The following is a 21,234-nucleotide window of genomic DNA, read 5'->3' as shown; positions in this document are numbered from 1 at the left end:
GGGGAGTACGATGACAAAACGTAGCTTTGAAATATTAGACGTAACACTTCGAGATGGCAGTCATGCAATGAAGCATAACTTTACGATTGAACAGGTAAGGAAAACGGCTCGTGGGCTAGATCGAGCAGGCGTGAATTATTTCGAAGTGTCACATGGAGATGGGTTAGGAGGGTCTTCTCTTCAATATGGATTTTCAGGTACAGACGAACTTAAACTAATTGAAGCAGCGGCTGATGAATGTGATCATTCAAAAGTGTCAGTACTGCTTATTCCGGGAATCGGTATTAAAGAAGATCTTCAGGATGCTGTAAAGGCAGGAGCAAAAATGGTCCGGGTGGCAACACATGTTACTGAGGCTGATATTGCTGCACAACACATCGCTTTAGGACGTGAATTAGGCCTAAAAACAGTAGGGTTTTTAATGATGGCTCATATGGTACCGGTTGAAAAAATTGTTGAACAGGCAAAGCTATTTGAAAGCTATGGTGCTGATATTGTCTATGTAACAGACTCTGCCGGTTATCTTTTGCCTAATGAAGTGAAAGAGCGAATTGCTGCGTTAAAAAACGAACTTTCATGTGAAATAGGCTTCCATGGTCATAATAATTTATCGATGGCTATGGCTAATACAGTTGCAGCAGTAGAGGCTGGTGCTACATATATTGATGGGAGCCTTCGGTGTCTAGGGGCTGGAAGTGGAAATACTCAAACAGAAGTAATGGTTGCAGTTCTTGAAAGAATGGGCTTTAATACTGGGGTCGATCTATACAAAATTATGGATGTTGCAAACGATGTTGTTGCTAAATATATGCAGCGCCCACAGGAAGTAACTGGCTCAAGTTTGATAATGGGGTATTCAGGTGTTTATTCTAGTTTTCTGCTTCATACGCAAGCAGCTGCACAAAAGTTTAACGTTGAAGAACGTGATATATTAGTCGAACTTGGCAAGATGAAAGCCGTTGGAGGACAAGAGGATTTGATTTACGATGTTGCTCAAAGATTCGCCGAACAGAAAAATTAACTAGTGTAAATTGGAGGCTCCTTGCAAATGCCCATAAAAGGAGTCTTTTATCTTTCTGACCCCGAATTTAAGGAGGAAGTTATGAAAGTTCATTTAGATCAGATTCAAAATGAAGGTTTCAAAAAAGAAGGCAACAAGAAAATTTTATCGACATCTGCTGGATTTGGACTTCTTCGGAAAGGGCTCATCGAAAATTTAGGACAAAAGAGAGCGAAAGGATTTCTACTACGTTATGGCTGGAATTTAGGGGTGAGTGATGCCGAGGAAGCGATGAAAAAAAGTACTTCACTTGATTTTCTTATCAAGCAAGCATCGATCCTCCATTTAAATACCGGGCATATCGGTGACATTCAATCTGAGAGAATCATTGAGGTCGATAATTTAGGAAACCTTAAATCTGTGGCTGCAAAAGGGAAATGGATTGATTCATTTGAAGCACTTGAACATCTCAAACATCATGGTCTATCAGATTCGCCAGTTTGCCATACGTTGACTGGATATTCAAGTGGTTATATGACAACGATCCTTAAGCACAATGTTGTGGTTAAGGAAACATCTTGTATTGGCAAAGGCGATAATGTATGCAGGTTTGAAATGAGACGTCTGGAGGATTGGGGCGATGAAATCAAAGACGAACTCGCTCTCTATCAAGAAACAAATATTATAGAAGAGTTAAATGATACTTATGAACAATTGCTAGAACAGAGAAACTATATTGAAAAAGTAGCTAAATTTCATACGAGATTAACGGAAAGTATTTCAAATGGAAGCAATCTACAAGATATTGCTAATACTACGTTCAAGCTTTTAGAAATTCCTATAGCAATTGAGGATTTAAGTTTTCAAAATATAGTGTATTCAGGCGTAAAAGAAGAAGAATACGTGGAGTTAAATAAAGATATAAAAAACCACTTAACGAAACGTTTATACAAAAACCACAGAAATTTTCCTCTACTAAACGAGACGGTTCGATTTAAAACAGACTATCAAGATCGATTAATCACACCGATTTATGTTCAGAAAAAAATCATTGGCTATTGCACATTTTTTCAATATAGGGATACGTCAACAATCTCTGAAGTTGATGTTATGTTCATTGAAAGAACCGCAAATGCAGCTTCTTTATATTTATTAAATGAAAAAACAAGCTTCGAAGCAATTGAAAAAATGAAGGGGTATTTCTTAGAACAAATCGTTAAAGGGCAATACACGTCTAAAGAAGATGTGATAAGTCGAGGAAGGTATATGGGGGTTGATTTGGACTCCCGTTATTATATTGCTGCGATTGATTATAACGAAAAAGGAAAGTTAGAGAAAAATAATACAGAACATTATGATTTATTTTTAGAGACAATTGTGAAATTTTTAGATATAAAAGGGTATAAAGCACTGATTGGCCAACACGATGATCATATTATTATGCTGCTACCTGAAACAGATAATATACTGCAAAAAATGGAAATGATTCTTTCACATATTGAAAAAAGCTTTCCCCGTTATCAATACCAAATAGGAATCAGCGATAGAGCCGAAGAAATTGAAGATGTGTTAGAGTATTTAGAAGAAGCTTTAATAGCTTTAAGAATGTCGACAGGAAAGAAAATCATTAACTTTAAAGATCTAGGTATTATTGGAGTCCTAATTAATTCAAAAAATGTGAGTGGTATTAAAAAAATTGCTAAACAAGAGTTAGGACCAATCTATAATTTGAGCGAATCTAAGAAAAAAGAGATATTAAAAACCTTATATGTTTTCCTAACAAATGGGGGGAAACTCCAGCAGACAATGGAGGACCTTTGTTTATCAATGAGTGGGCTTACGTATCGTGTAAACAAAATTGAAAAAATGATCAATAAAGACTTACGGAATCCTACCCAAAGTTATCAGCTCTTACTAATCCTTGATTCACTTATCGCTTTAGGAGAATTGGATTTTGAATAGAAATAGGTTATTAGATAATTAGACAATGATAGATAGTGATCAGTATTCTAATAAGAAACGAATGAGAAGATGAAATCTTTTCATTCGTTTCTTTTAATTTTTCGGGAGATTGTATAATCAGTCCAATAAAAACTAATGGAAAAAGATAGAATCTTAAGTGATTTTTACTCTAGAAAGTAGGGGTATAATTTTCTAAAATTTCAGTAAGAACTAATTTTTTACTACTTTGTTTTTAAACAGTTGAGTTCATTTGTATAACTAAAATGTAAGGGGTTACAAAGCGTGGGTTAACAGAGTTTGGATAGAATTATTCCTAATTTTATCCTAAGAGGAGGAGAAAAGAAATTGTCAAATGCAAATCAAACAGTAATTAAAACGGCTAATTTTGAGACTTTCTTAAACCGAGCTGGTGAAGGAAATGCTGAAGTGATTTTATTCCTTCACGGATCCGGACCTGGAGTTACAGCTTTTGCCAATTGGCGTTATGCATTAAAGGATTGCGGTGAGACATATGATTGCCTGGCTCCGGATCTTTATGGTTTTGGGCAAAGCAGTCATCCGGAAACTCTTCCAAAGAATAGGCAAGAATGGATGGATTTATGGGTTAACCAGCTTATGGAACTTCTTGATGAACTTGGCTATCAAAAAGTCCATCTTGTTGGAAACTCATTAGGATGTTCGATCGCTTTGGAGTTATTGCTTGAACATCCAGTGCGGTTTGAAAAAGTTGTTCTAATGGGACCAGGAGGGACGCCGAATACAAAGTTAAGTCATGAATTAGCACGTGCAAAAGGATTTTATAACAATCCATCTCCAAAGAAATTAAGGCAAATAATGAGCTGGTTTGTATATGATCCAGCAGCAATGGCAGAAGAGATTGATGGTCTAACTGAGTCTCGTTTTGAAACGGCAATGAGAGCAGAGGTTCGACGCTCCAATGATTCTATTTTTTCAACTGCGGCAGTTCCAGTACCGGTAACAGCTTTGAATCGAATTGAACATTCTATCTTACTCGTACACGGTCGTGATGACAAGGTATGCTCAGTTGAGTCTAGTTATTATTTGCTATCTCATTTACCAAAAGCGCAGATGCATGTGTATGGAGAATGTGGACACTGGACACAGATTGAAAAACGAGAAAGCTTCAATCAATTAATACAACAATATTTTGCTAGCACTATCTGATTCATAGAATAGGAGGAGAAATTATGACTTTACCTGAAATTGCTAAATTAGGCCATGTAGCACTTGTTACACCAGATCTAGAGAAATCTCTTTGGTTTTTCCGTGATGTAATAGGGTTAGAAGTAACAGAAGAGAAAGAAGGAACTGTTTATCTACGTGCTTGGGGAGATTTTGAACACCATAGTTTGTCATTAACAGCGGGTGACAGAGGTTATATTGATCATATTGCCTGGAGAACAAAACGACCGCAAGATGTGGAAGGGTTTGCACAACTTTTGGAAAAAGCCGGAACTAAAGTTAAATGGATTGAAGCTGGCGAAGAAGCCGGTCAAGGGAGAGCAATTCGCTTTAAGCTGCCGAGTCAGCATTCATTTGAAATTTACTATGATGTGGAAAAACCTAAGGCAAATGAAAAAACGCGCTCTATCTTAAAGAACCAATCACACAAATCATGGAATCGTGGTATCTCTCCGAGAAGGTTTGACCATGTTAATATTGCCACATCAATGAATGTGTCGGACATCATAGATTATTTAGGAGAACAATTAGGTTTTAAACTCCGTGAATATGTTAAATACAATGATGACAAAGTAATGGCTGGTTGGATGAGTGTAACACCTCTGGTTCATGATATTGCCGTTATTTCAAGACCTGAGGCAACAACACCAAATCAACTTCACCATATTTCTTATTGGCTCGATAATGCTCAAGACATTCTTCGTGCTGCTGATATTTTAAAAGAAGAGGGAATTAACTTTATTGGCCCTGGTAAGCACGGGATTTCTCAAGCGTTCTATTTATATGTAATTGATCCGGGAAGTGGTTGCAGAGTTGAATTGTTCAGTGGTTCGTACTTAATCTTTGAACCAGATTGGGAACCTGTTGAATGGACAGAAGAGGATCATTCGATTGGAAATACTTATTGGGGTGAATCCGTATCTGATAAGGAATTGAATAAACCAACGATTGAAGCTTAATAGCCTCCTCTTTTGAGATCTTGATAAATAATATCTCAAAAGAGGTTTTTCAAGCTTCATGGACTTATTCTCAAGAGAAAAGAAATTAAAAAGAAAGTGGGTAGAAATGTTGAGTAAAGCATTCAAATTTGACACTGATGTTGTGGTAGTTGGGGCTGGGAATGCTGCGATGTGTGCAGCTATTTCCGCGCGCGAAAAAGGTGCCGATGTTATTGTGCTTGAAAAAGCACCTGACACTGAAAAAGGTGGAAATACCACTTTTACTCATGGATCAATTCGATTTACTTATAATGGGGTTGAAGATCTAAAAAAAATTATGCCAGATCTGACACCAGAGGAAATTGAGTCTTCAGATTTTGGGACATATCCAGAAGAACAGTTTTTTGATGATATGTGTAGGTTGACAAACTATCGCACAGATCCTGAACTGGCTTCACTGTTGACTAGTAAAAGCTTTGAAACAATGGAATGGTTACAATCTCATAAGGTGAGATTTATTCCAATCTATGGGCGACAAGCTTATAAAGTAAATAAAAAATTTAAGTTTTGGGGTGGGATGATCGTTGAATCGGTAGGAGGAGGCCCAGGCTTAGTAGAGTCATTACATGAAGAAGCAAGGAAGTTAGGTGTTCAGGTTTTATTTAATACAATGGCAACAGAGCTTATACATGATGATAATGGAGTGCACGGGGTCATTGTTAAACATCAGGGAAAAACAACGAAAATACATGCCAAGGCAGTTATATTAGCTTCTGGAGGATTTCACGCTAACCAAGAAATGCGCACTCGTTACTTAGGCCCTAATTGGGACCTTGCCCATGCTCGTGGTAGTCGTTTTAATACTGGTGAAGGAATTCAAATGGCACTAAATATAGGGGCAATGCCATTTGGAAACTGGTCAGGAGCTCATGCTGTTGGAGGAGATCGCTATTTACCAGAATTTACTGAGGGATTTCAGAAGCTGAGTTATCCTTTTGGAATTATGGTTAATGCTGAAGGAAAGCGTTTTGTTGATGAAGGGGCTGATTTTCGTAATTACACGTATGCCAAATACGGTAAAAAAATTCTCGATCAACCTGGACAATTCGCTTGGCAAATTTACGATCAGAAAGTATCTCATTTATTACGTGATGAATATAGGATCAAGCAAGTGACAAAAGTGAAAGCAAATACATTAGAGGAATTAGCAGAAAAGTTAGATGGTGTCGATGCCCATACATTTTTGAAAGAAATAAAAGAATACAATGCTGCGATCAATGAAGATATCCCTTTTAATCCAACTATTAAAGACGGACGTTCTACAAAAGGCTTATCTGTTCCGAAATCAAATTGGGCGAACGCAATCGATGAAGGTCCATATGAAGCTTACGCTGTCACTTGTGGAATCACCTTCACCTTCGGAGGATTAAAAATTAATCCACAATCTGAAGTCCAAGACTTAATGCTTCAGTCAATTCCTGGGTTATATGCAGCTGGTGAGCTAGTTGGGGGACTTTTTTATTTTAATTATCCCGGAGGGGCTGGTTTAATGGCTGGGTCTGTTTTTGGGAAAATTGCTGGTGAAAATGCAGCTCACTTTGTCAAAAATCAAAGTTTAACAAGCTTGTAATTAATGTAGGTAGATTCTAAAAAATAAAAGAGGTGGAAGTATGAAAAAGCTCTTATTTCTATGTATCTCTATTTTTGTTATGAGCATTGTAGCTGCTTGTGGAAGTTCTAATCAAGAAACTGCTAGTGAATCCTTAACACTTCGTTATGGTCATTCAGCACCTGCCACTGATCCAGGTGGAATTATTGCAGATAAAATAGCAGAGGATGTTTCTGATAAAACGAATGGAAACGTAGTGATTGAAGTTTTTCCAGCTAGCCAATTAGGTGGAGAAGTTGAAATGGTTGAACAACTTAGAACAGGCTCAATTGATATGGCTTTCGTAACTGGAGGTGCTTTTTCTAACTTTGTATCGGATATTGCCGTATTAGATATGCCGTTTCTCTTCCATGATTTAGATCATGCTCATAAGGCTTTAAAATCAGAGGTTGGTGAAGAGTTAATAAATCAAGCATCTGATGAAGGTTTTCAATTACTAGGATTTTTTGATTATGGTGAGGGACATTTAGCAAATAATCAAAGGGAAATTCGTAAGCCAGAAGATCTACAAGGATTAAAAATGAGAACACTTGAAAATGATATTTTCATGGATACTTTTACGGTGCTGGGTGCAGATCCCGTCCCAATGCCATTCCCTGAATTATATTCAGCCATTCAACAAGGAGTGGTAGACGGGACAGATCCAGTAAACGTGGCGATGACAGGTGGGAAGCTCTATGAGGTTACTGATTACTATACAGAGATCGCAATCAATTATCGTTCAGGAATATTACTCATGAGTAAGAATACTTTTGATTCATTAAGTGACGAAATACAGGCAGACATTATGGAGGTAGTAAGTGAGAATATCGATTATTACCATGATGTAGTATACAAAGAATATGAGGAAAACGCTAAAAAAACAATAATAGAAAATGGCGTTCAAGTTATTGAAATGAATGAAGTAGATCGGGAGGCTTTTGTGGAAGCTGTCCAACCAGTATATGAAAAACATGAAGATAGATTCGGAGGCCTAGTTGAAAAAATAAGAAATGTTGAATAATTTACTTGTTAAAAGTTTTTATTTAACTGGAATAAAACGTTAGTGATGTGGAGGGGACCAATGCAAATAGCTAATATTATTCTTGATAAAAAAGAACAACTCGCAATTAAAGTAAAAGGTGGAGTACTGCCGATTTCAGTCCTTTCAGAGATTACTGGAAATAAGGAACTTCCACAAATTACAAACGATGTTATTACAGACATAGCATGGCTTGAAAAGCTCAATCGAATAGTAGCAGAAAATGAAGAACGCTGTAGTCAAGCTGCGATTTCAGAAGAATCGATTCAATTTGCTTCGTGTGTAAAGAGCCCGGGGAAAATCATTTGTATCGGCCTCAATTATCGGCCTCATGCTGCAGAGACGAATATGGAGTTGCCAACAGAACCAATTGTTTTTGGGAAATACGCTAACACTCTTGCAGGACATCATGAAACGATTAAAATACCATCCAATTCAAAGAAAATTGATTACGAAGGTGAACTCTGTATTGTGATTGGAAGTCAGGCGAAAGATGTCAAGCAAGAAGACGCACTAAAGCATGTTTTTGGCTATTGTATAGGTAATGATGTTTCTGCAAGAGATTTGCAATTTCGTTCTCATCAATGGTTACTTGGGAAAAATTGTGATCAGTTCGCTCCTGTTGGTCCGTATGTAGTAACAACTGATGAAATAGAGAATCCGAATAATCTCGGCATCCGAACGTTTGTAAATGGGGAAAAGCGTCAAGATTCTAATACAGAAAATATGATCTTCTCATGTGAAAAGTTGATTCAGGACTTATCTGAACACATGACTCTTGAACCGAATGATATTATCATGACTGGTACACCGGAGGGGGTTATTCTTGGCTATCCAGAAGATAAACAAATCTGGTTAAAGAGTGGCAATACAGTAACGGTTGAAATTGATGGCCTGGGGCAATTAATCAACCGCTTTGAATAGTAAACCGTAAATTACTCATAATGATTGAAGCGCCCCCCGTTGACGTTAGGCATTTTATCGGAGGTGGGGGGCTATTTTAGTTGTATTCTAATCGTTTTTTTGAAATGGAGGAGAACTATGTGGAGTAAAGCGATATACCGGATAAATAAATCAACTGAAGCTGTTACGATGTCACTTTTATTTTTAATGGTTATTATTGTGTTCTTTCAAGTATGTTCTCGTGCCCTTTTTAGTAACTCGTTCTCTTGGACGAATGAACTAGCACGTTACATGATGGTATGGGTTGTATTTTTAGGTGGTGGAATTGCTTTTCAATATAGTGCGCATATTGGTATATCAGCACTTGTAGATCAATTCCCATATAGATGGCAAAATATTACTAGGATAATAGTTAGTAGTATTTGTATATTCTTCTTTATTATTCTTATCGTAGCTGGAACTATATTTGCCCTTTCCTCAATGACCCAAACCTCACCTGCTTTGAAAATTCCGATGGGTTTGGTCTATTTAGCTATTCCGATCAGTGGTTTGTTACAAATGATCAATGTGGTTGATATAAATCTTAACCATTCCAAGCTTGGAAATAAGTGATGGAGGTGATGTAATGGTAATCACACTTATTTTAATTTTAGTGTTGTTATTTTTGTTAAATGTGCCAATAGCAGTTGCATTAGGGCTCGGTACTACAATAGTAGTTTTTTTATCGGGTAGTTTTGAAGTTACTACATTACCGAATAGGATGTTTAATGCATTAGATTCATTCCCTCTTTTAGCAGCCCCTTTTTTCATCTTAGCTGGGAAAATCATGGAGCATGGTGGAATATCCGAGAAGCTTGTAAAGTTTGCGAATAATTTAGTAGGACATTTTAAAGGTGGTCTTGCTCATGTTTCAATTGTTGCATGTATGTTTTTTGCTGCCTTATCGGGATCGTCGGTAGCGACAACCGCTGCAGTCGGTGGATTATTAATCCCGGCAATGGTGAAGCAAGGGTATGATCGCAACTTTGCGACAGCTGTTCAAGCCGCAGGAGGGACAACCGGTATTATCATTCCACCAAGTGTTCCAATGGTATTATTTGCAGTTACAGGTGGGGTTTCTGTTGGAGACCTCTTCATTGGAGGGGTGATCCCGGGTCTTCTAGTTGGTGCCTCTTTAATGCTAGTAGCTTATGTTTATTCTTCCAAAAAGGGTTATGCGACAACAACCAAAGCAAATGGTAAAGAACTAGGCAGAAGCTTTATTGATTCATTGTTAGCTTTACTAATGCCTTTTATTATCCTTGGGGGTATTTATGGAGGGATTTTTACCCCAACTGAAGCCTCTGTCGTAGCAGTAGTTTATGGTTTGCTTATTGGAAGATTTGTTTATCGAAAGATTACTTATTCTGTATTTAAGGAGATTCTTCTCAGTACAGTAATTACAGTTTCAGTACTCTCCCTCATCATTGCATCGGCTTCATTCTTTGGACTATGGTTAACACTTGAAAGAATTCCACATACCTTAGGTGAACTCATTAACGGCACAAGTCTTTCTCCGTTTATGGTTATGGCCGTTATTATCATTCTACTGCTTGTTATCGGAACGTTTATGGAACCTATATCAGCTATTATCATTTTAACACCAATACTACTTCCGGTTACTTCAGCCCTAGGTCTTGACCCTGTTCACTTTGGGATTGTCATGATTGTTACGTTATCTATTGGGCTCATTACACCTCCAGTTGGCTTAAATCTATTTGTTGCTGCCAAAGTGGGTGAACTAAAGTATGAGTCTTTAATAAAACCAACTCTACCATTTATATTTATCCTGATCATTGACGTTATTATTATTCTGTTATTCCCTCAAATCAGTATAGGTATAGCAAACTTATTCAAATAATAGTAGTTTTTATTTTGATTAATAGCATTGGTGGCGTTCAATTTATCGAATATTTTCTTAAATGCATGATTTGAAATGACAAAAACTAATAAATAATAGTGGAAAAATAAAGAAAATTAAGATTTTTTTATTCTTACATTTGATGTTTAAATTCCCTAAAATTTAGGTAAGAAGTTAATCGAAATGCAGAAGGAGAGGGTATTATGCCAGAAGTTGTGAAAGTGAATTCATTTCTTGAGAAAGCAAAAGCTCTAGTACCGAAGTTGCGAGAACGGGCGGAAGAAACAGAGGAGATTCGCAAAATACCTGAGTCGACTATGGAGGAGTTAAAAGAAGCAGGGCTATTCAAAATGCTTCGTCCAAAAAGATACAATGGCTATGAAATAAATATGAAAGCGTATACAGATGTGATTGTTGAAATATCGAAAGGTTGTGGATCTACTGGTTGGATACTTGCTCTTTGTGCAATCCGCGAACTGATGGTGGCACAATCCTTTTCAGAAGAAACGCATCTGGAAATTTTTGGGGAAAATGAGGATGATGTCCTCTTTGCTGGTGTGTATGAACCAAGAAAATGTATCGCTCGGAAAGTGGAAGGTGGATATCTTGTAGAAGAAGGTTTTTGGATGTTCTGCTCCGGGTCACTTCATGCAAGCTGGGGATATTTTGGAATGCCAATTGTTGATGAAGAAGGAGAACTAGTTGACCAAGTCTTAATGACACTGCCATTTAATGAAATGGAAATTATGGATGATTGGTATACGATGGGACTTAAGGGAACAGGAAGCAACAGTGTTAAAATGAATAATGTCTTTATTCCGGACCGTCGCTGTACATCTTTTGTAGAAGCATTGGATGGTAACTTTCAATCTAAGCATCTTCGTGATATTTCATTATATAATACCGCTCTCTTTCCAGCATTAATATTATCATTAGGTTTGCCTGGGCTAGGGTTGGTAAAGCATGCACTTGAGTTTTTCCAAGAAGTGCTCCCGAACCGAAAAGCAGCTCATATTGGAGTCGAGTATATACAGGATGCAGCCAGTACTCATGCCATCATTGCTGATGCTTCATTAAAAATTGACAGCGCTTCCATGCACTTTTACCGAGTAGCTGAAGAACTTGACAGGTGGGCGGCGAGTGGCGACTACATGGATAAGGAGGCGAGGGTAAGAGCGCTTGCTGATATAGGATACGCTAATCAGTTGTGTAAAGAAGCACTAGACTTGTTGTTGCTTGGTAGTGGTTCAGGATATGTATACGAAGGTCATCCACTTCAGAGGATTTTTCGTGACTTTATGACCTTGTACTCTCATAGATCCCTTTCTCCAACTATTACTAAAGAAAATTACGGGCGTGTATTAAGTGGATTAGAATCTAATGCGATCAGGTATTAAAGTTATGTAATAAATTTTTGTGAATAAAGAGATCAATAACATTTTTTAAAGAAAGAAACCAACAAAAATTAGCTGAAAGGCTTTAAAACTTAAGGTGTTTTTACTCTAGAAACAATTATCTTAATTTTCTAATATTGGTGTAGAAGAAGAAAAATTATGTCAGGTTGTAACAGAAGAGTTAACGAAGTTTAGCTAAAGCGATAATTAGTTACGTTTCGTGAGAAAACTTTAAGTGCAAGGGGGATTTGCATGGAAACGATTTATTTGAACTCCGATAATCTTTCTTATTGGCAGGCGAAAGCAAAGCCTAGCATCATGGCATTGGGATTTTTTGATGGCGTTCATAAAGGGCACCAAAAAGTAATACAGACGGCTCTTGCACTCGGAAAAAAAAAGGGCCTGTCTCTAGCAGTAATGAGTTTTTTTCCACACCCAAAAACAGTGTTATCAAATGGGAGAAAACGTATGAACTACTTAATGCCTTTATCTGGAAAAGAAAAAACACTTCAATTACTGGGAGTCGATACATTTTACATTGTTGAATTCGATAAAGAGTTTTCATCCCTTTCCCCCGAACAGTTTGTTTCCAAGTATATTCTTAATCTTGGTGTTGTTCATGCAGTTGCAGGTTTTGATTATACGTATGGCTCCAAAGGAGAAGGGGATATGAATCGATTAAAGAGTGATTCAAAAGAACTTCTTGAAGTGACGAAGGTTGCAAAGGTGGAGTGCCAAGGGATGAAAATCAGTTCTACCTGCATTCGTGAAAAGCTATTAAAAGGACATATTAATGATTTGAATGATTTTCTCGGGCGTCCATATGAGGTGGAATGTATTTATGATGGTACATTGATAAAATTAAAACCTTTTTATACATTGCCAGCATCAGGAAGGTATGAAGTTACTATCTCTAATAACTTGCAAACAATAGATGCAAACGTCATTGTTACTGAAAACAAAGAAATCATTCCGTTTAGTCTAAAAAGTGAATTAAGCCTTCGCTCTAATAGTGAACTAATCATTACATGGCATAAGCAAATGAGTTATAAAAAAGGCTACATTGACTCAGCGTTGAATTACTCGATCCGTAGTGGATAAAAATGATAGATAATATCTTTTAGCGAAATTACAGTAGAAAAGGTGATTAGAACGAATGACGAAAACAGAAAAGTTTAAACAGTTATTAAATGAACCAGGGTCTTTTATTCTTCCAGGTGCTTATGATGCTATGTCAGCAAGATTAATCGAAGAGATTGGTTTTAAAGCAATTTATGCAACAGGTGCAGGAATATCTAATGCTCAATTAGGCTGGGCAGATGTAGGTTTAACTTCTTTAAAGGAGGTTGTAGATATTGTTGCTAGAATGGCTGACGTTACGACGATTCCAATCGTAGTTGATGCCGATACTGGATTTGGAAACGCGATCAATGTCATGCGTACTATTCGAGAGTTTGAAAGAGCTGGGGCAGCAGCGATTCAAATAGAAGATCAAGTTTCACCTAAGAAATGTGGTCATTTTAATGGGAAAGATGTGATCCCGAAGGAAGAAATGGTTAATAAAATTAAAGCGATTGTCGACACAAGAAAGGATGAAAATTTAACGATCATTGCGCGTACGGATGCATTGGCTGTATATGGAATGGAAGATGCAATCGAAAGAGCTCATGCCTATCGGGAAGCCGGAGCTAATATGATCTTTGTTGAAGCTCCAACGACTATCAACCAACTAAAGGAAATAACAAGCTCATTAAAAGGAATACCTCAAGTTATTAATCTTGTAGAAGGAGGAAGAACTCCACTTGTATCTCTGCAAGAGGCAGAAGAAATTGGTTTTAAGGTTATGCTTTGTGCCAATACGGCGCTTCGGTCGGCGATTAAAGGCATTACTGAATCATTGACGATTCTAAAAGAAGAGGGATCACAAGAAAATATAAAGGAATTAATTTGTACATGGGAAGAAAGGCAGTCTCTCTTTCAATTGGATCAAGTGAAGAAATGGGAACAAAAGTATTTATTTAATACAAATTTATAATAAAAAAGGATGGTAATAAATTATGAAAACTCATGTAGAAAGTAAAAATATTAGTTTAGAATTGGCAAATAAAATTTTAGAAGCGGCTCACGAAAAAGGGAAAGAACTTGGTATGCCTTTTAGTATTGCGGTCGTTGATAAACCAGGGAATTTAAAGGCGTTTCAGGCGATGGATGGTGCACCTGTATTAAGCTTAGATATCGCTCAAAATAAGGCTTTTTCGGCAGCGGCTTATAATAGACCGACCCATGAATGGTATGACCGATTAAAGGATGACCCTCCATTGCTTCATGGAATTGTTCATACTCCTAGGCTTGTTATTTTTGGTGGAGGTTATCCAATTAAAGTGAATGGGGAACTTGTTGGAGGTATTGGAGTAAGTGGAGGTCATTATACGCATGACATGCAGGTTTGTGAAGCTGGCCTTAAAGTATTAGAAAACCTAGAGTAAGGATGTGGAAAAAAATTGGAATCCTGTGATTTGATCATTTTAGGTGGTGGTCTAGCTGGCATGTGTGCGGCCGTAGAAGCAGGGAAGCAGGGTGCCAGCGTCCTGCTTCTTGAGAAGGAAGATGAACTTGGAGGAAGTACTGTCCTTAGTTCTGGGTACATGGCTTTTGCTAATACTGATATGCAAAAAAAAGAAGGGATAGCTGATTCGACAGAGTCGCTTATATGCGACATGCTAGAGGTTGGAGGGCAGGCGAATGAGCAAGCTCTGATAGAAACATATGGTCAACATCAGCTAGAAACATACAATTGGCTTAAAGATCTTGATGTCGAGTTTCGAACACTTCAAGCAGTTAGTGGCCATAGTGTTCCACGAGGGCATACGATTGACCCATATCAAGGGATTCAGGTTTTATATAGAGAAGTAAAGAAAATGTCCAATGTAAAAGTTCGTCTGAATGCTCCTGCTAAGAGACTAGTGAAGAACGACAATGGACGAATTGATCAAGTAATCTATGAAACAGAGGGAAAAAGACAAAAGGTCATGGCATTAAAAGGAGTCTTATTAGCTTCAGGTGGATTCGCAAAAAGTGAGGAACTACTTAAGTTATTTGCACCTCAACTTGATGGTGCATTAAGAATTGGTGGCGATGGGAATCATGGCGATGGCTTAAAAATGGCATGGGAGCATGGAGCTTGGGTAATGGATCTACCATACTTAAGTGGAACATACGGGTTCCACCCTACAGCCAACAGTGCAGTAAAGTCTCAAGGTTTGGCATTTTACAAAGGTGGGATTATGGTTAACCAATTGGGCAAACGTTTTGTTAATGAATCCATTTCGTATAAGTTATTAGGAAACGCTTCTTTACAGCAGCCTGAAGGGATTTCCTATCAGGTTTGGGATCAAACCGTAATGGAAAACGCTGTCCAGGATGATCCACTTTATGACTTTGAATTGCTTAAGCGCCGGCGCCTTTTATATGAAGTAGATACGTTAGATGAACTAGCTGATTGTATTGATGTACCCATTGATGTATTAACGGAGACGATTAGGACATATAACGAAGGAATTCTTTATGGCGAAGATAGTGAATTCGGTCGGAAGACACTCACACATAATTACGGAACCCCTACACCTATTGAGAAGGCACCTTTCTATGCATTCGAGTCAACCGTTGCAATGCTTGCAACTTACGCTGGAGTAGTAGTAAATACAAGGGGACAGGTGCTTAACCCATATAAAGAACCGATTCCTGGATTGTACGCTGCCGGTGAAATTACTGGAGGGTTTCACGGCGCTGGTTATATGACTGGAACTTCACTTGGAAAGTGTGCAGTTTTTGGACGCTTAGCGGCACTTGGTGCGTTAAAGCAAAAAACGGAAGTTAGGTAATAGCTTAAATCATTACTGTCAGGAGGATAAATGATGAAAATTTGGCATCAAAGTTTGACCAGCATTGAATCGGTGATACCTTACCGGGATGCTGTTATGAATCATATTGACCGTGTCGCCCGTGCAGATGTAGAGGTTGTGTTACACGGAATGTCAAAAGACACATATCCAACCAATTATCCTGGACACTTTATCACATATTCATATTTGCAAAACCTTCACAGGGAGCAATTTGTTCGTGCAGCTCTAATTGCTGAGGCTGCAGGGTATGATGCAGTGTTCATCGGAACAATTCCAGATGTCGGCCTTTTAGAGGCACGCACGCTTGTAGATATTCCAGTTGTTGGTTACGGTCAGGCTTCTTTTCATATGGCGTCAATGCTTGGTGATCGTATAGGTGTCGTTAATTTCTTAGCTCCGTTAGCTGATGAACTCCGTCAAAATGCAGAGAGGTATGGGCTTGGAAGCAAAATAGGACCGATTATCCAAACAGATACTGGGTTCGATGATGTCTTAGCTGGCTTTGATAATCCTGAACCTGTCATTACTTCATTTAAAAAAGCTGCTGAAGTGGCAATTTCAGAAGGCGCTGATGTGATTGTTCCAGGTGAAGGGCCAATGAATGTGTTTCTTGCTACTCATGGCATTTCTAGAATTGGAGATGTTCCTGTCATTGACTCCTTTGCAGCTGCAATAAAAATGTGTGAGTCGTTAGTTGATCTCCAGAAAAACTCTGGCGTTTATATGACTCGTCGGGGGTATTACAATGCCAAACCACCTTCAGAAGCAGTTGAAAGACTACGTGAGCTCTACGGTTTAGTCGGCGTACCCGATCGAAAAAGTGATCATGGTCTACCGGTAAGAGGGAGAAAAAACTCTTCTCCAATTGCTTGACCTTTTAATTTTCAGAATAATCAGATAAATATTGAGAGGTGATTAAGATATGCATATCGTCGTGTGTATAAAACAGGTTTTAGACCCGGAAATTCCACAACGATATTTTAAAATTGATCCCGATACAAACCGGCCGACCGATGATTGTTCGGACATGGTAATGGATTCTTATTCTGAGAATGCGCTTGAATCAGCCATTCAATTAAGAGATCAGGTTGAAGGAGCAAAAGTTACAGTACTATGTCTTGGAGATGAAGACTCAGAAGATGTGCTTCGGAAAGCGCTTGCTTTTACAGCTGATAAGGCAGTTCGTGTATGGGATGAGGAATGGGAAAACCTTGATGGCCAGGCCATTGGACATATTCTCGCAAGAACAATTAGAACGGTTGGAAGAGCAGATTTGATCTTAACTGGATACCAGGCAAGTGATATTGAAGAGGGGCTTGTTGGGCCTGTAATGTCTGAAGAACTTGGGGTTCCATGTGTGACACTTGTATCAAATTTGGTAGCTGAGGGAAAAGGTGTGAGGGTTACATGTGAGTCTGAAAATGGGTATAACATACTTGATGTTCCTACACCGGCAGTTTGTACAATTCTCAGCTCAGAAAAAAATGTTCCACGGTTACCGAAAGTTAAAGATAAACGACTGGCTAGAAGCAAGGTAATCGAAGAATTAGAGGCAAGTGATATTGATGGATTAGATCAACTAAAATGTGAGCCTGCTGTAAAGCTAGAAAAGGTCTTTGTTTCTAGTCGAGATGTTGCTTGTGAGATTCTAACAGGTACAGAAGGACCGGAACTTGCCGATGAATTGGCAGAGAAGTTGTTGGAATTAAAGGTTTTGTAGGAGGTAGTAATACATGGGCAATGTACTTGTATATGTAAGTCAACTTGGAGGCTCTCTTAGTTCGAATGCTCGTGAGGCCTTATCATTTGGTAGCCGGCTAGCCAACTCTGTCGGCGTGAATGTTGAAGCAATCCTTGTCGGTTCAGAAGTTGGAGAGGGGGCAAAGGAAGCGATTGCTTGTGGAGCGAGCAAAGTCTATATTGTGGAATCTCCCTTACTCGAACACTATGAAGCAGATGTATATTTAGAGGCTTTATGCATGGCATTTCAACAATCGGAAGCTGATATTTTTATTTCTCCTTTTGATAGAAAAGGAAAAGATCTTATTGGTCGCATAGCTACTCGTCTATCTGCTGCTGCCATTACAGAAGTTACCGATTTCAATTTTGAGAATAACCAACTAAAGTGGGTTCGTCCGATTTTTGGTGATAAGGCATTCGGAGAATATACGGTCGCTAGAAAGAAAGTAGTCGTTGGCATTAGGCCAAAGAGTAATGAACAAGCGATCCCTGATGAAACCAAAACAGGTGAGATCATACAACTGGATGGGGTTTTAAATACAGTAGTTGTTACGAAACTTGTAGAGAGGATTGAATCTAGTTTATCAGGTATTAGACTTGAAGACGCTAGGATCATTGTCTCAGGTGGAAAAGGAATAGGAGAACGCAATGGATTTAATGAGCTTCAGGCTCTAGCAGATGTACTTGGTGGTGTAGTAGGTGCTTCTAGAGCTGCGTGTGACGCTGGCTGGGTTCCAACGAATTTACAAGTTGGACAGACTGGAGCAGTAGTTGCCCCGGACTTATACATTGCCGTAGGTATATCGGGAGCTAGTCAACATCTATCTGGAATTACTAATGCGAAAACAGTAATTGCAATCAATAAGGATGCAGAAGCTCCTATTTTTAAACGAGCAAATGTTGGGGTTGTGGCAGACTATAAAACTGTTATTCCATCTCTTACACAGGAGCTCAAAACGAATTTAGGAATAAAACAGTAAAAAGCATGTCGAATAAGTTATCTGAGTATTCAAAATATTTGGTCGCTAAGGGGGACATAGACATGGGAAGAGAATTAGATTATGACATTGTTGTAATTGGGTGTGGAGTTGCTGGAACTGCTGCTGCATTATCTGCAGCAGAGTCGGCAAAAAAAGAAGGAAAAGACCTTAAAATTGCATTACTAGAACGCGCTGATTTTGATCATAGAGGAGGTAATTCACGCTGGACGGCTGCCTACATGCGAATGAAGAATATCGACGAAGTTGCTGATAACTTTGTAGAAGATATGATGGCTTTTTCCAGTAATTACTCTGACAAAAGTTACATTGAAACCCTTGCTGAAAATGCGGGTAGGACACTTAGGTGGGTGGAGGATAAAGGAGTAGATTTCGACTATTTACCAACGATGTTCTTAACTTCATCAAAGCCTCGTTTACTACCTGTCGGTGGCGGGCGCGCTATTATTGACACATTGTCTCGTCGAGCGAGTGTACTTGGAGTTGAAATCATTTATGAGGCTACGGTGTGGGATATGTTGCTTGATGAAGATGGTGCGATAAACGGGCTAAAAGTAAGAATCAAAGGTGGTTCTTCACTTCAGTTAAATGTGGGATCCGTTATTCTAGCGACAGGGGGATTCCAAGGAAATCAAGAAATGATGTCAAAGTACATCGGTAGAGATGCTCACACAATACGGACAGTGTGTGAGGGGGGCTTGTTTAATAAAGGTGAAGCAATTCGTGCTGCGATCAATATAGGAGCCAAAGGGGCTGGGCAGTTTGATTCCTTCCATGCTGAACCAGTTGATCCTAGAAGTAAGCGTGAGGAAGCAGCTGTTATGACCTTTCCTTATGCTATTTTAGTAGATAAAAACGGTAATCGTTTTGTTGATGAGGGGAGCACAACAATAGACGAACAGTACGAAGCCGTCGCACGACAAATCTTTTACGAGTTACCAGACCATATTGCGTATATGATTAGTGACCAAAAAATGTATGATATCCCTAATTATGAGCAGGCGTTGGAAACTGATAAACCTGCAATTGTCGCTGAGACAATTGAAGAGTTAGCTGAGAAACTCGGCATATCAAAAGGCCAGTTAAAAGCGACCGTTGATTCGTTCAACAAGGCAGTACAGCCAGGTGAATTTCAATGGGATAAGAAGGACGGTAAACAAGCTGTAGGGATTACACCACCGAAATCTAACTGGGCAATAACAATTGATAAAGCGCCATTTATTGCTTATCCAATCGTTTGTTCGAATGTATTTACAAATGGTGGTCTTGCTACAGATACTGATGGGCGAGTTCTTTCTCAAGATAACTATCCGATTCCCGGTTTATACGCTGTAGGTGAGACGGCAGGTCTCTACTATGGGAAATACCCTGGGGGGACATCTGTTCTGCGAGGATTGGTATTTGGTCGTCGTTCAGGTGAGCACGCTGTTTCGTATGTTTGCAGTCCAAATAAATTAGAAGTGTAAATAAAACAAAATGTTTTTCCATAAAGGGAGAACCGAACGAAATCGGACTCCCTCCGAGTTCTTTCTTAGGTGAAAAAGAAGTATATCATGAGAGGATGAGACGCTTGGAACTAAAAAACAAGGTAGCATTAGTAACTGGAGGCGGAAGAGGAATTGGCAGAGAAACTTGTATTTTATTGGCAAAGCACGGTGCGAAAGTAGGTGTTTTTTCTGATTGCCCTCACGAAAGTAAAGATACGGCTAACTATATAACTGAAGAAATTGGAGGTGAAGCGATTCCTCTAATAGGGGATGTTCGTAGAGAAGTGGAAATTAACGAAGCCGTCAAAGAAATACAAGAGAAGTTGGGAGTAGTTGATATCCTTATTAATAACGCTGGTGTTATGAGTTTAAAACCATTCCTTGATACAAGTGTAGAGGAATGGGACTTTGTGCAAGAAGTAAACGTACGAGGTGCCTATTTATGCACACGTGCTGTATTGCCAAAAATGGTTGAGAGAAATGCCGGAACCATCGTAAACATTTCTTCAATTTGGGGGACAAAAGGTGGTCCTGACAGAAGTGCTTATATTACTTCAAAAACGGCCGTAATTGGCTTTACAAAAGCGTTAGGTGAAGAGATGAAACCATATAATGTTAGGGTGAATGCAGTATGTCCGGGGCCAGCTGATACGAAAATTATGGAGGGTCTTGCAGATGGCATCAATAAAGATAATTGGTTACAGCCTATCGATATAGCAAATATTGTTGTTGATGTATGCTTACCTAAATCAAAAGCGATAACCGCAACTGCCATTGAAGCATTTGGAAACGGTCGGCCTGTTAATTTATAGGTCTGATAGAAAACTACTAATATAACTATGTGAAGTAACAATTCATAAATTCCTCTCTCTATATTCTGAAATTCAACATAGCCTTTATAATAGTCCGATTAAGCGAGAATTCACTCAATCTTTAACTTTCTATATAATCTGTAGCTTATTCTTGTATTAAATAAAATACTGAAAATGGAGAGGGGTTTAATTAGGAATTTTAAGGTGGATTAATAAGATAAGGGTGTGCAACTTTGTAAAATAGGTACCGAACTAATGTTCTTGTTTGTGTTGACGCATGTAAGTAAATATTATAAACTATTATG

General features: G+C 38.5%; 19 protein-coding genes. All 19 read left to right on the top strand.

Annotated features, from left to right (window positions below; genetic code table 11):
• The first annotated feature begins 10 nt into the window (after positions 1-10).
• The 19 genes from dmpG to AC1FXZ_RS06365 all read left to right on the top strand — a co-directional run bounded on the left by dmpG (position 11) and on the right by AC1FXZ_RS06365 (position 20,929).
• Entirely contained in the window at positions 11-1,021 is a 1,011-nt protein-coding gene (dmpG, locus tag AC1FXZ_RS06455) for a 4-hydroxy-2-oxovalerate aldolase (protein WP_480051889.1), read from the top strand.
• An 81-nt stretch (positions 1,022-1,102) separates the two neighbouring features.
• A complete protein-coding gene (locus AC1FXZ_RS06450; RefSeq protein WP_480051888.1) occupies positions 1,103-2,962 on the top strand; it encodes a XylR N-terminal domain-containing protein in 1,860 nt (619 codons plus the stop codon).
• 345 nt (positions 2,963-3,307) lie between these two features.
• Positions 3,308-4,147 (top strand): alpha/beta fold hydrolase, encoded by an 840-nt coding sequence (locus AC1FXZ_RS06445; RefSeq protein ID WP_480051887.1) that lies wholly within the window; start codon positions 3,308-3,310, stop codon positions 4,145-4,147.
• 23 nt (positions 4,148-4,170) lie between these two features.
• Positions 4,171-5,124, top strand: a complete 954-nt coding sequence (locus AC1FXZ_RS06440) for a VOC family protein (protein WP_480051886.1) — start codon at positions 4,171-4,173, stop codon at positions 5,122-5,124.
• Positions 5,125-5,182: 58 nt separating this feature from the next.
• Positions 5,183-6,733: an FAD-dependent tricarballylate dehydrogenase TcuA gene (gene tcuA, locus AC1FXZ_RS06435; RefSeq protein ID WP_480051885.1), complete on the top strand. Its 1,551-nt coding sequence runs from the start codon at positions 5,183-5,185 to the stop codon at positions 6,731-6,733.
• Between the two features lie 40 nt (positions 6,734-6,773).
• Entirely contained in the window at positions 6,774-7,775 is a 1,002-nt protein-coding gene (locus tag AC1FXZ_RS06430) for a TRAP transporter substrate-binding protein (RefSeq protein ID WP_480051884.1), read from the top strand.
• Between the two features lie 60 nt (positions 7,776-7,835).
• Positions 7,836-8,717, top strand: coding sequence for a fumarylacetoacetate hydrolase family protein (locus AC1FXZ_RS06425; protein WP_480051883.1), 882 nt, complete (start codon positions 7,836-7,838; stop codon positions 8,715-8,717).
• Positions 8,718-8,834: 117 nt separating this feature from the next.
• On the top strand, positions 8,835-9,308 hold the full coding sequence (locus tag AC1FXZ_RS06420; RefSeq protein ID WP_480051882.1) for a TRAP transporter small permease: 474 nt from the start codon (positions 8,835-8,837) through the stop codon (positions 9,306-9,308).
• A gap of 13 nt (positions 9,309-9,321) precedes the next feature.
• Positions 9,322-10,596: a TRAP transporter large permease gene (locus AC1FXZ_RS06415; RefSeq protein WP_480051881.1), complete on the top strand. Its 1,275-nt coding sequence runs from the start codon at positions 9,322-9,324 to the stop codon at positions 10,594-10,596.
• A gap of 203 nt (positions 10,597-10,799) precedes the next feature.
• Positions 10,800-11,993: an acyl-CoA dehydrogenase family protein gene (locus AC1FXZ_RS06410; protein ID WP_480051880.1), complete on the top strand. Its 1,194-nt coding sequence runs from the start codon at positions 10,800-10,802 to the stop codon at positions 11,991-11,993.
• A 249-nt stretch (positions 11,994-12,242) separates the two neighbouring features.
• A complete protein-coding gene (locus AC1FXZ_RS06405; protein ID WP_480051879.1) occupies positions 12,243-13,091 on the top strand; it encodes an adenylyltransferase/cytidyltransferase family protein in 849 nt (282 codons plus the stop codon).
• 55 nt (positions 13,092-13,146) lie between these two features.
• Positions 13,147-14,025, top strand: a complete 879-nt coding sequence (locus AC1FXZ_RS06400; RefSeq protein WP_480051878.1) for an isocitrate lyase/PEP mutase family protein — start codon at positions 13,147-13,149, stop codon at positions 14,023-14,025.
• A 22-nt stretch (positions 14,026-14,047) separates the two neighbouring features.
• Entirely contained in the window at positions 14,048-14,476 is a 429-nt protein-coding gene (locus tag AC1FXZ_RS06395) for a GlcG/HbpS family heme-binding protein (RefSeq protein ID WP_480051877.1), read from the top strand.
• Between the two features lie 15 nt (positions 14,477-14,491).
• Complete coding sequence (locus AC1FXZ_RS06390) at positions 14,492-15,871, top strand: FAD-dependent oxidoreductase (protein WP_480051876.1); 1,380 nt, start codon at positions 14,492-14,494, stop codon at positions 15,869-15,871.
• 33 nt (positions 15,872-15,904) lie between these two features.
• Positions 15,905-16,765, top strand: a complete 861-nt coding sequence (locus tag AC1FXZ_RS06385) for an aspartate/glutamate racemase family protein (RefSeq protein WP_480051875.1) — start codon at positions 15,905-15,907, stop codon at positions 16,763-16,765.
• 49 nt (positions 16,766-16,814) lie between these two features.
• A complete protein-coding gene (locus AC1FXZ_RS06380; RefSeq protein WP_480051874.1) occupies positions 16,815-17,612 on the top strand; it encodes an electron transfer flavoprotein subunit beta/FixA family protein in 798 nt (265 codons plus the stop codon).
• Between the two features lie 13 nt (positions 17,613-17,625).
• On the top strand, positions 17,626-18,612 hold the full coding sequence (locus AC1FXZ_RS06375; RefSeq protein WP_480051873.1) for an electron transfer flavoprotein subunit alpha/FixB family protein: 987 nt from the start codon (positions 17,626-17,628) through the stop codon (positions 18,610-18,612).
• Positions 18,613-18,674: 62 nt separating this feature from the next.
• Positions 18,675-20,096 carry an FAD-dependent oxidoreductase gene (locus AC1FXZ_RS06370; RefSeq protein ID WP_480051872.1) on the top strand — a complete coding sequence of 474 codons (1,422 nt, stop codon included), beginning with the start codon at positions 18,675-18,677 and terminating at the stop codon, positions 20,094-20,096.
• A 95-nt stretch (positions 20,097-20,191) separates the two neighbouring features.
• Positions 20,192-20,929, top strand: a complete 738-nt coding sequence (locus AC1FXZ_RS06365; protein ID WP_480051871.1) for an SDR family NAD(P)-dependent oxidoreductase — start codon at positions 20,192-20,194, stop codon at positions 20,927-20,929.
• Positions 20,930-21,234 lie beyond the last annotated feature (305 nt).

The organism is Halalkalibacter sp. HAAS-P014 (genome assembly GCF_056619965.1).
Note: the sequence above shows the minus strand (reverse complement) of the source record. Positions and strands in the feature narration are given on the sequence as shown.

What these genes read in the sequence shown, in the direction of transcription:
- AC1FXZ_RS06370 (WP_480051872.1), top strand. Translation starts at nt 18,675, where the DNA reads ATGGGAAGAGAATTAGATTATGACATTGTTGTAATTGGGTGTGGAGTT.
- AC1FXZ_RS06410 (WP_480051880.1), top strand. Translation starts at nt 10,800, where the DNA reads ATGCCAGAAGTTGTGAAAGTGAATTCATTTCTTGAGAAAGCAAAAGCT.
- AC1FXZ_RS06440 (WP_480051886.1), top strand. Translation starts at nt 4,171, where the DNA reads ATGACTTTACCTGAAATTGCTAAATTAGGCCATGTAGCACTTGTTACA.
- AC1FXZ_RS06380 (WP_480051874.1), top strand. Translation starts at nt 16,815, where the DNA reads ATGCATATCGTCGTGTGTATAAAACAGGTTTTAGACCCGGAAATTCCA.
- AC1FXZ_RS06395 (WP_480051877.1), top strand. Translation starts at nt 14,048, where the DNA reads ATGAAAACTCATGTAGAAAGTAAAAATATTAGTTTAGAATTGGCAAAT.
- tcuA (WP_480051885.1), top strand. Translation starts at nt 5,183, where the DNA reads ATGGACTTATTCTCAAGAGAAAAGAAATTAAAAAGAAAGTGGGTAGAA.
- AC1FXZ_RS06405 (WP_480051879.1), top strand. Translation starts at nt 12,243, where the DNA reads ATGGAAACGATTTATTTGAACTCCGATAATCTTTCTTATTGGCAGGCG.
- AC1FXZ_RS06385 (WP_480051875.1), top strand. Translation starts at nt 15,905, where the DNA reads ATGAAAATTTGGCATCAAAGTTTGACCAGCATTGAATCGGTGATACCT.
- AC1FXZ_RS06375 (WP_480051873.1), top strand. Translation starts at nt 17,626, where the DNA reads ATGGGCAATGTACTTGTATATGTAAGTCAACTTGGAGGCTCTCTTAGT.
- AC1FXZ_RS06450 (WP_480051888.1), top strand. Translation starts at nt 1,103, where the DNA reads ATGAAAGTTCATTTAGATCAGATTCAAAATGAAGGTTTCAAAAAAGAA.
- AC1FXZ_RS06430 (WP_480051884.1), top strand. Translation starts at nt 6,774, where the DNA reads ATGAAAAAGCTCTTATTTCTATGTATCTCTATTTTTGTTATGAGCATT.
- AC1FXZ_RS06365 (WP_480051871.1), top strand. Translation starts at nt 20,192, where the DNA reads ATGAGACGCTTGGAACTAAAAAACAAGGTAGCATTAGTAACTGGAGGC.
- AC1FXZ_RS06415 (WP_480051881.1), top strand. Translation starts at nt 9,322, where the DNA reads ATGGTAATCACACTTATTTTAATTTTAGTGTTGTTATTTTTGTTAAAT.
- dmpG (WP_480051889.1), top strand. Translation starts at nt 11, where the DNA reads ATGACAAAACGTAGCTTTGAAATATTAGACGTAACACTTCGAGATGGC.
- AC1FXZ_RS06425 (WP_480051883.1), top strand. Translation starts at nt 7,836, where the DNA reads ATGCAAATAGCTAATATTATTCTTGATAAAAAAGAACAACTCGCAATT.
- AC1FXZ_RS06420 (WP_480051882.1), top strand. Translation starts at nt 8,835, where the DNA reads ATGTGGAGTAAAGCGATATACCGGATAAATAAATCAACTGAAGCTGTT.
- AC1FXZ_RS06400 (WP_480051878.1), top strand. Translation starts at nt 13,147, where the DNA reads ATGACGAAAACAGAAAAGTTTAAACAGTTATTAAATGAACCAGGGTCT.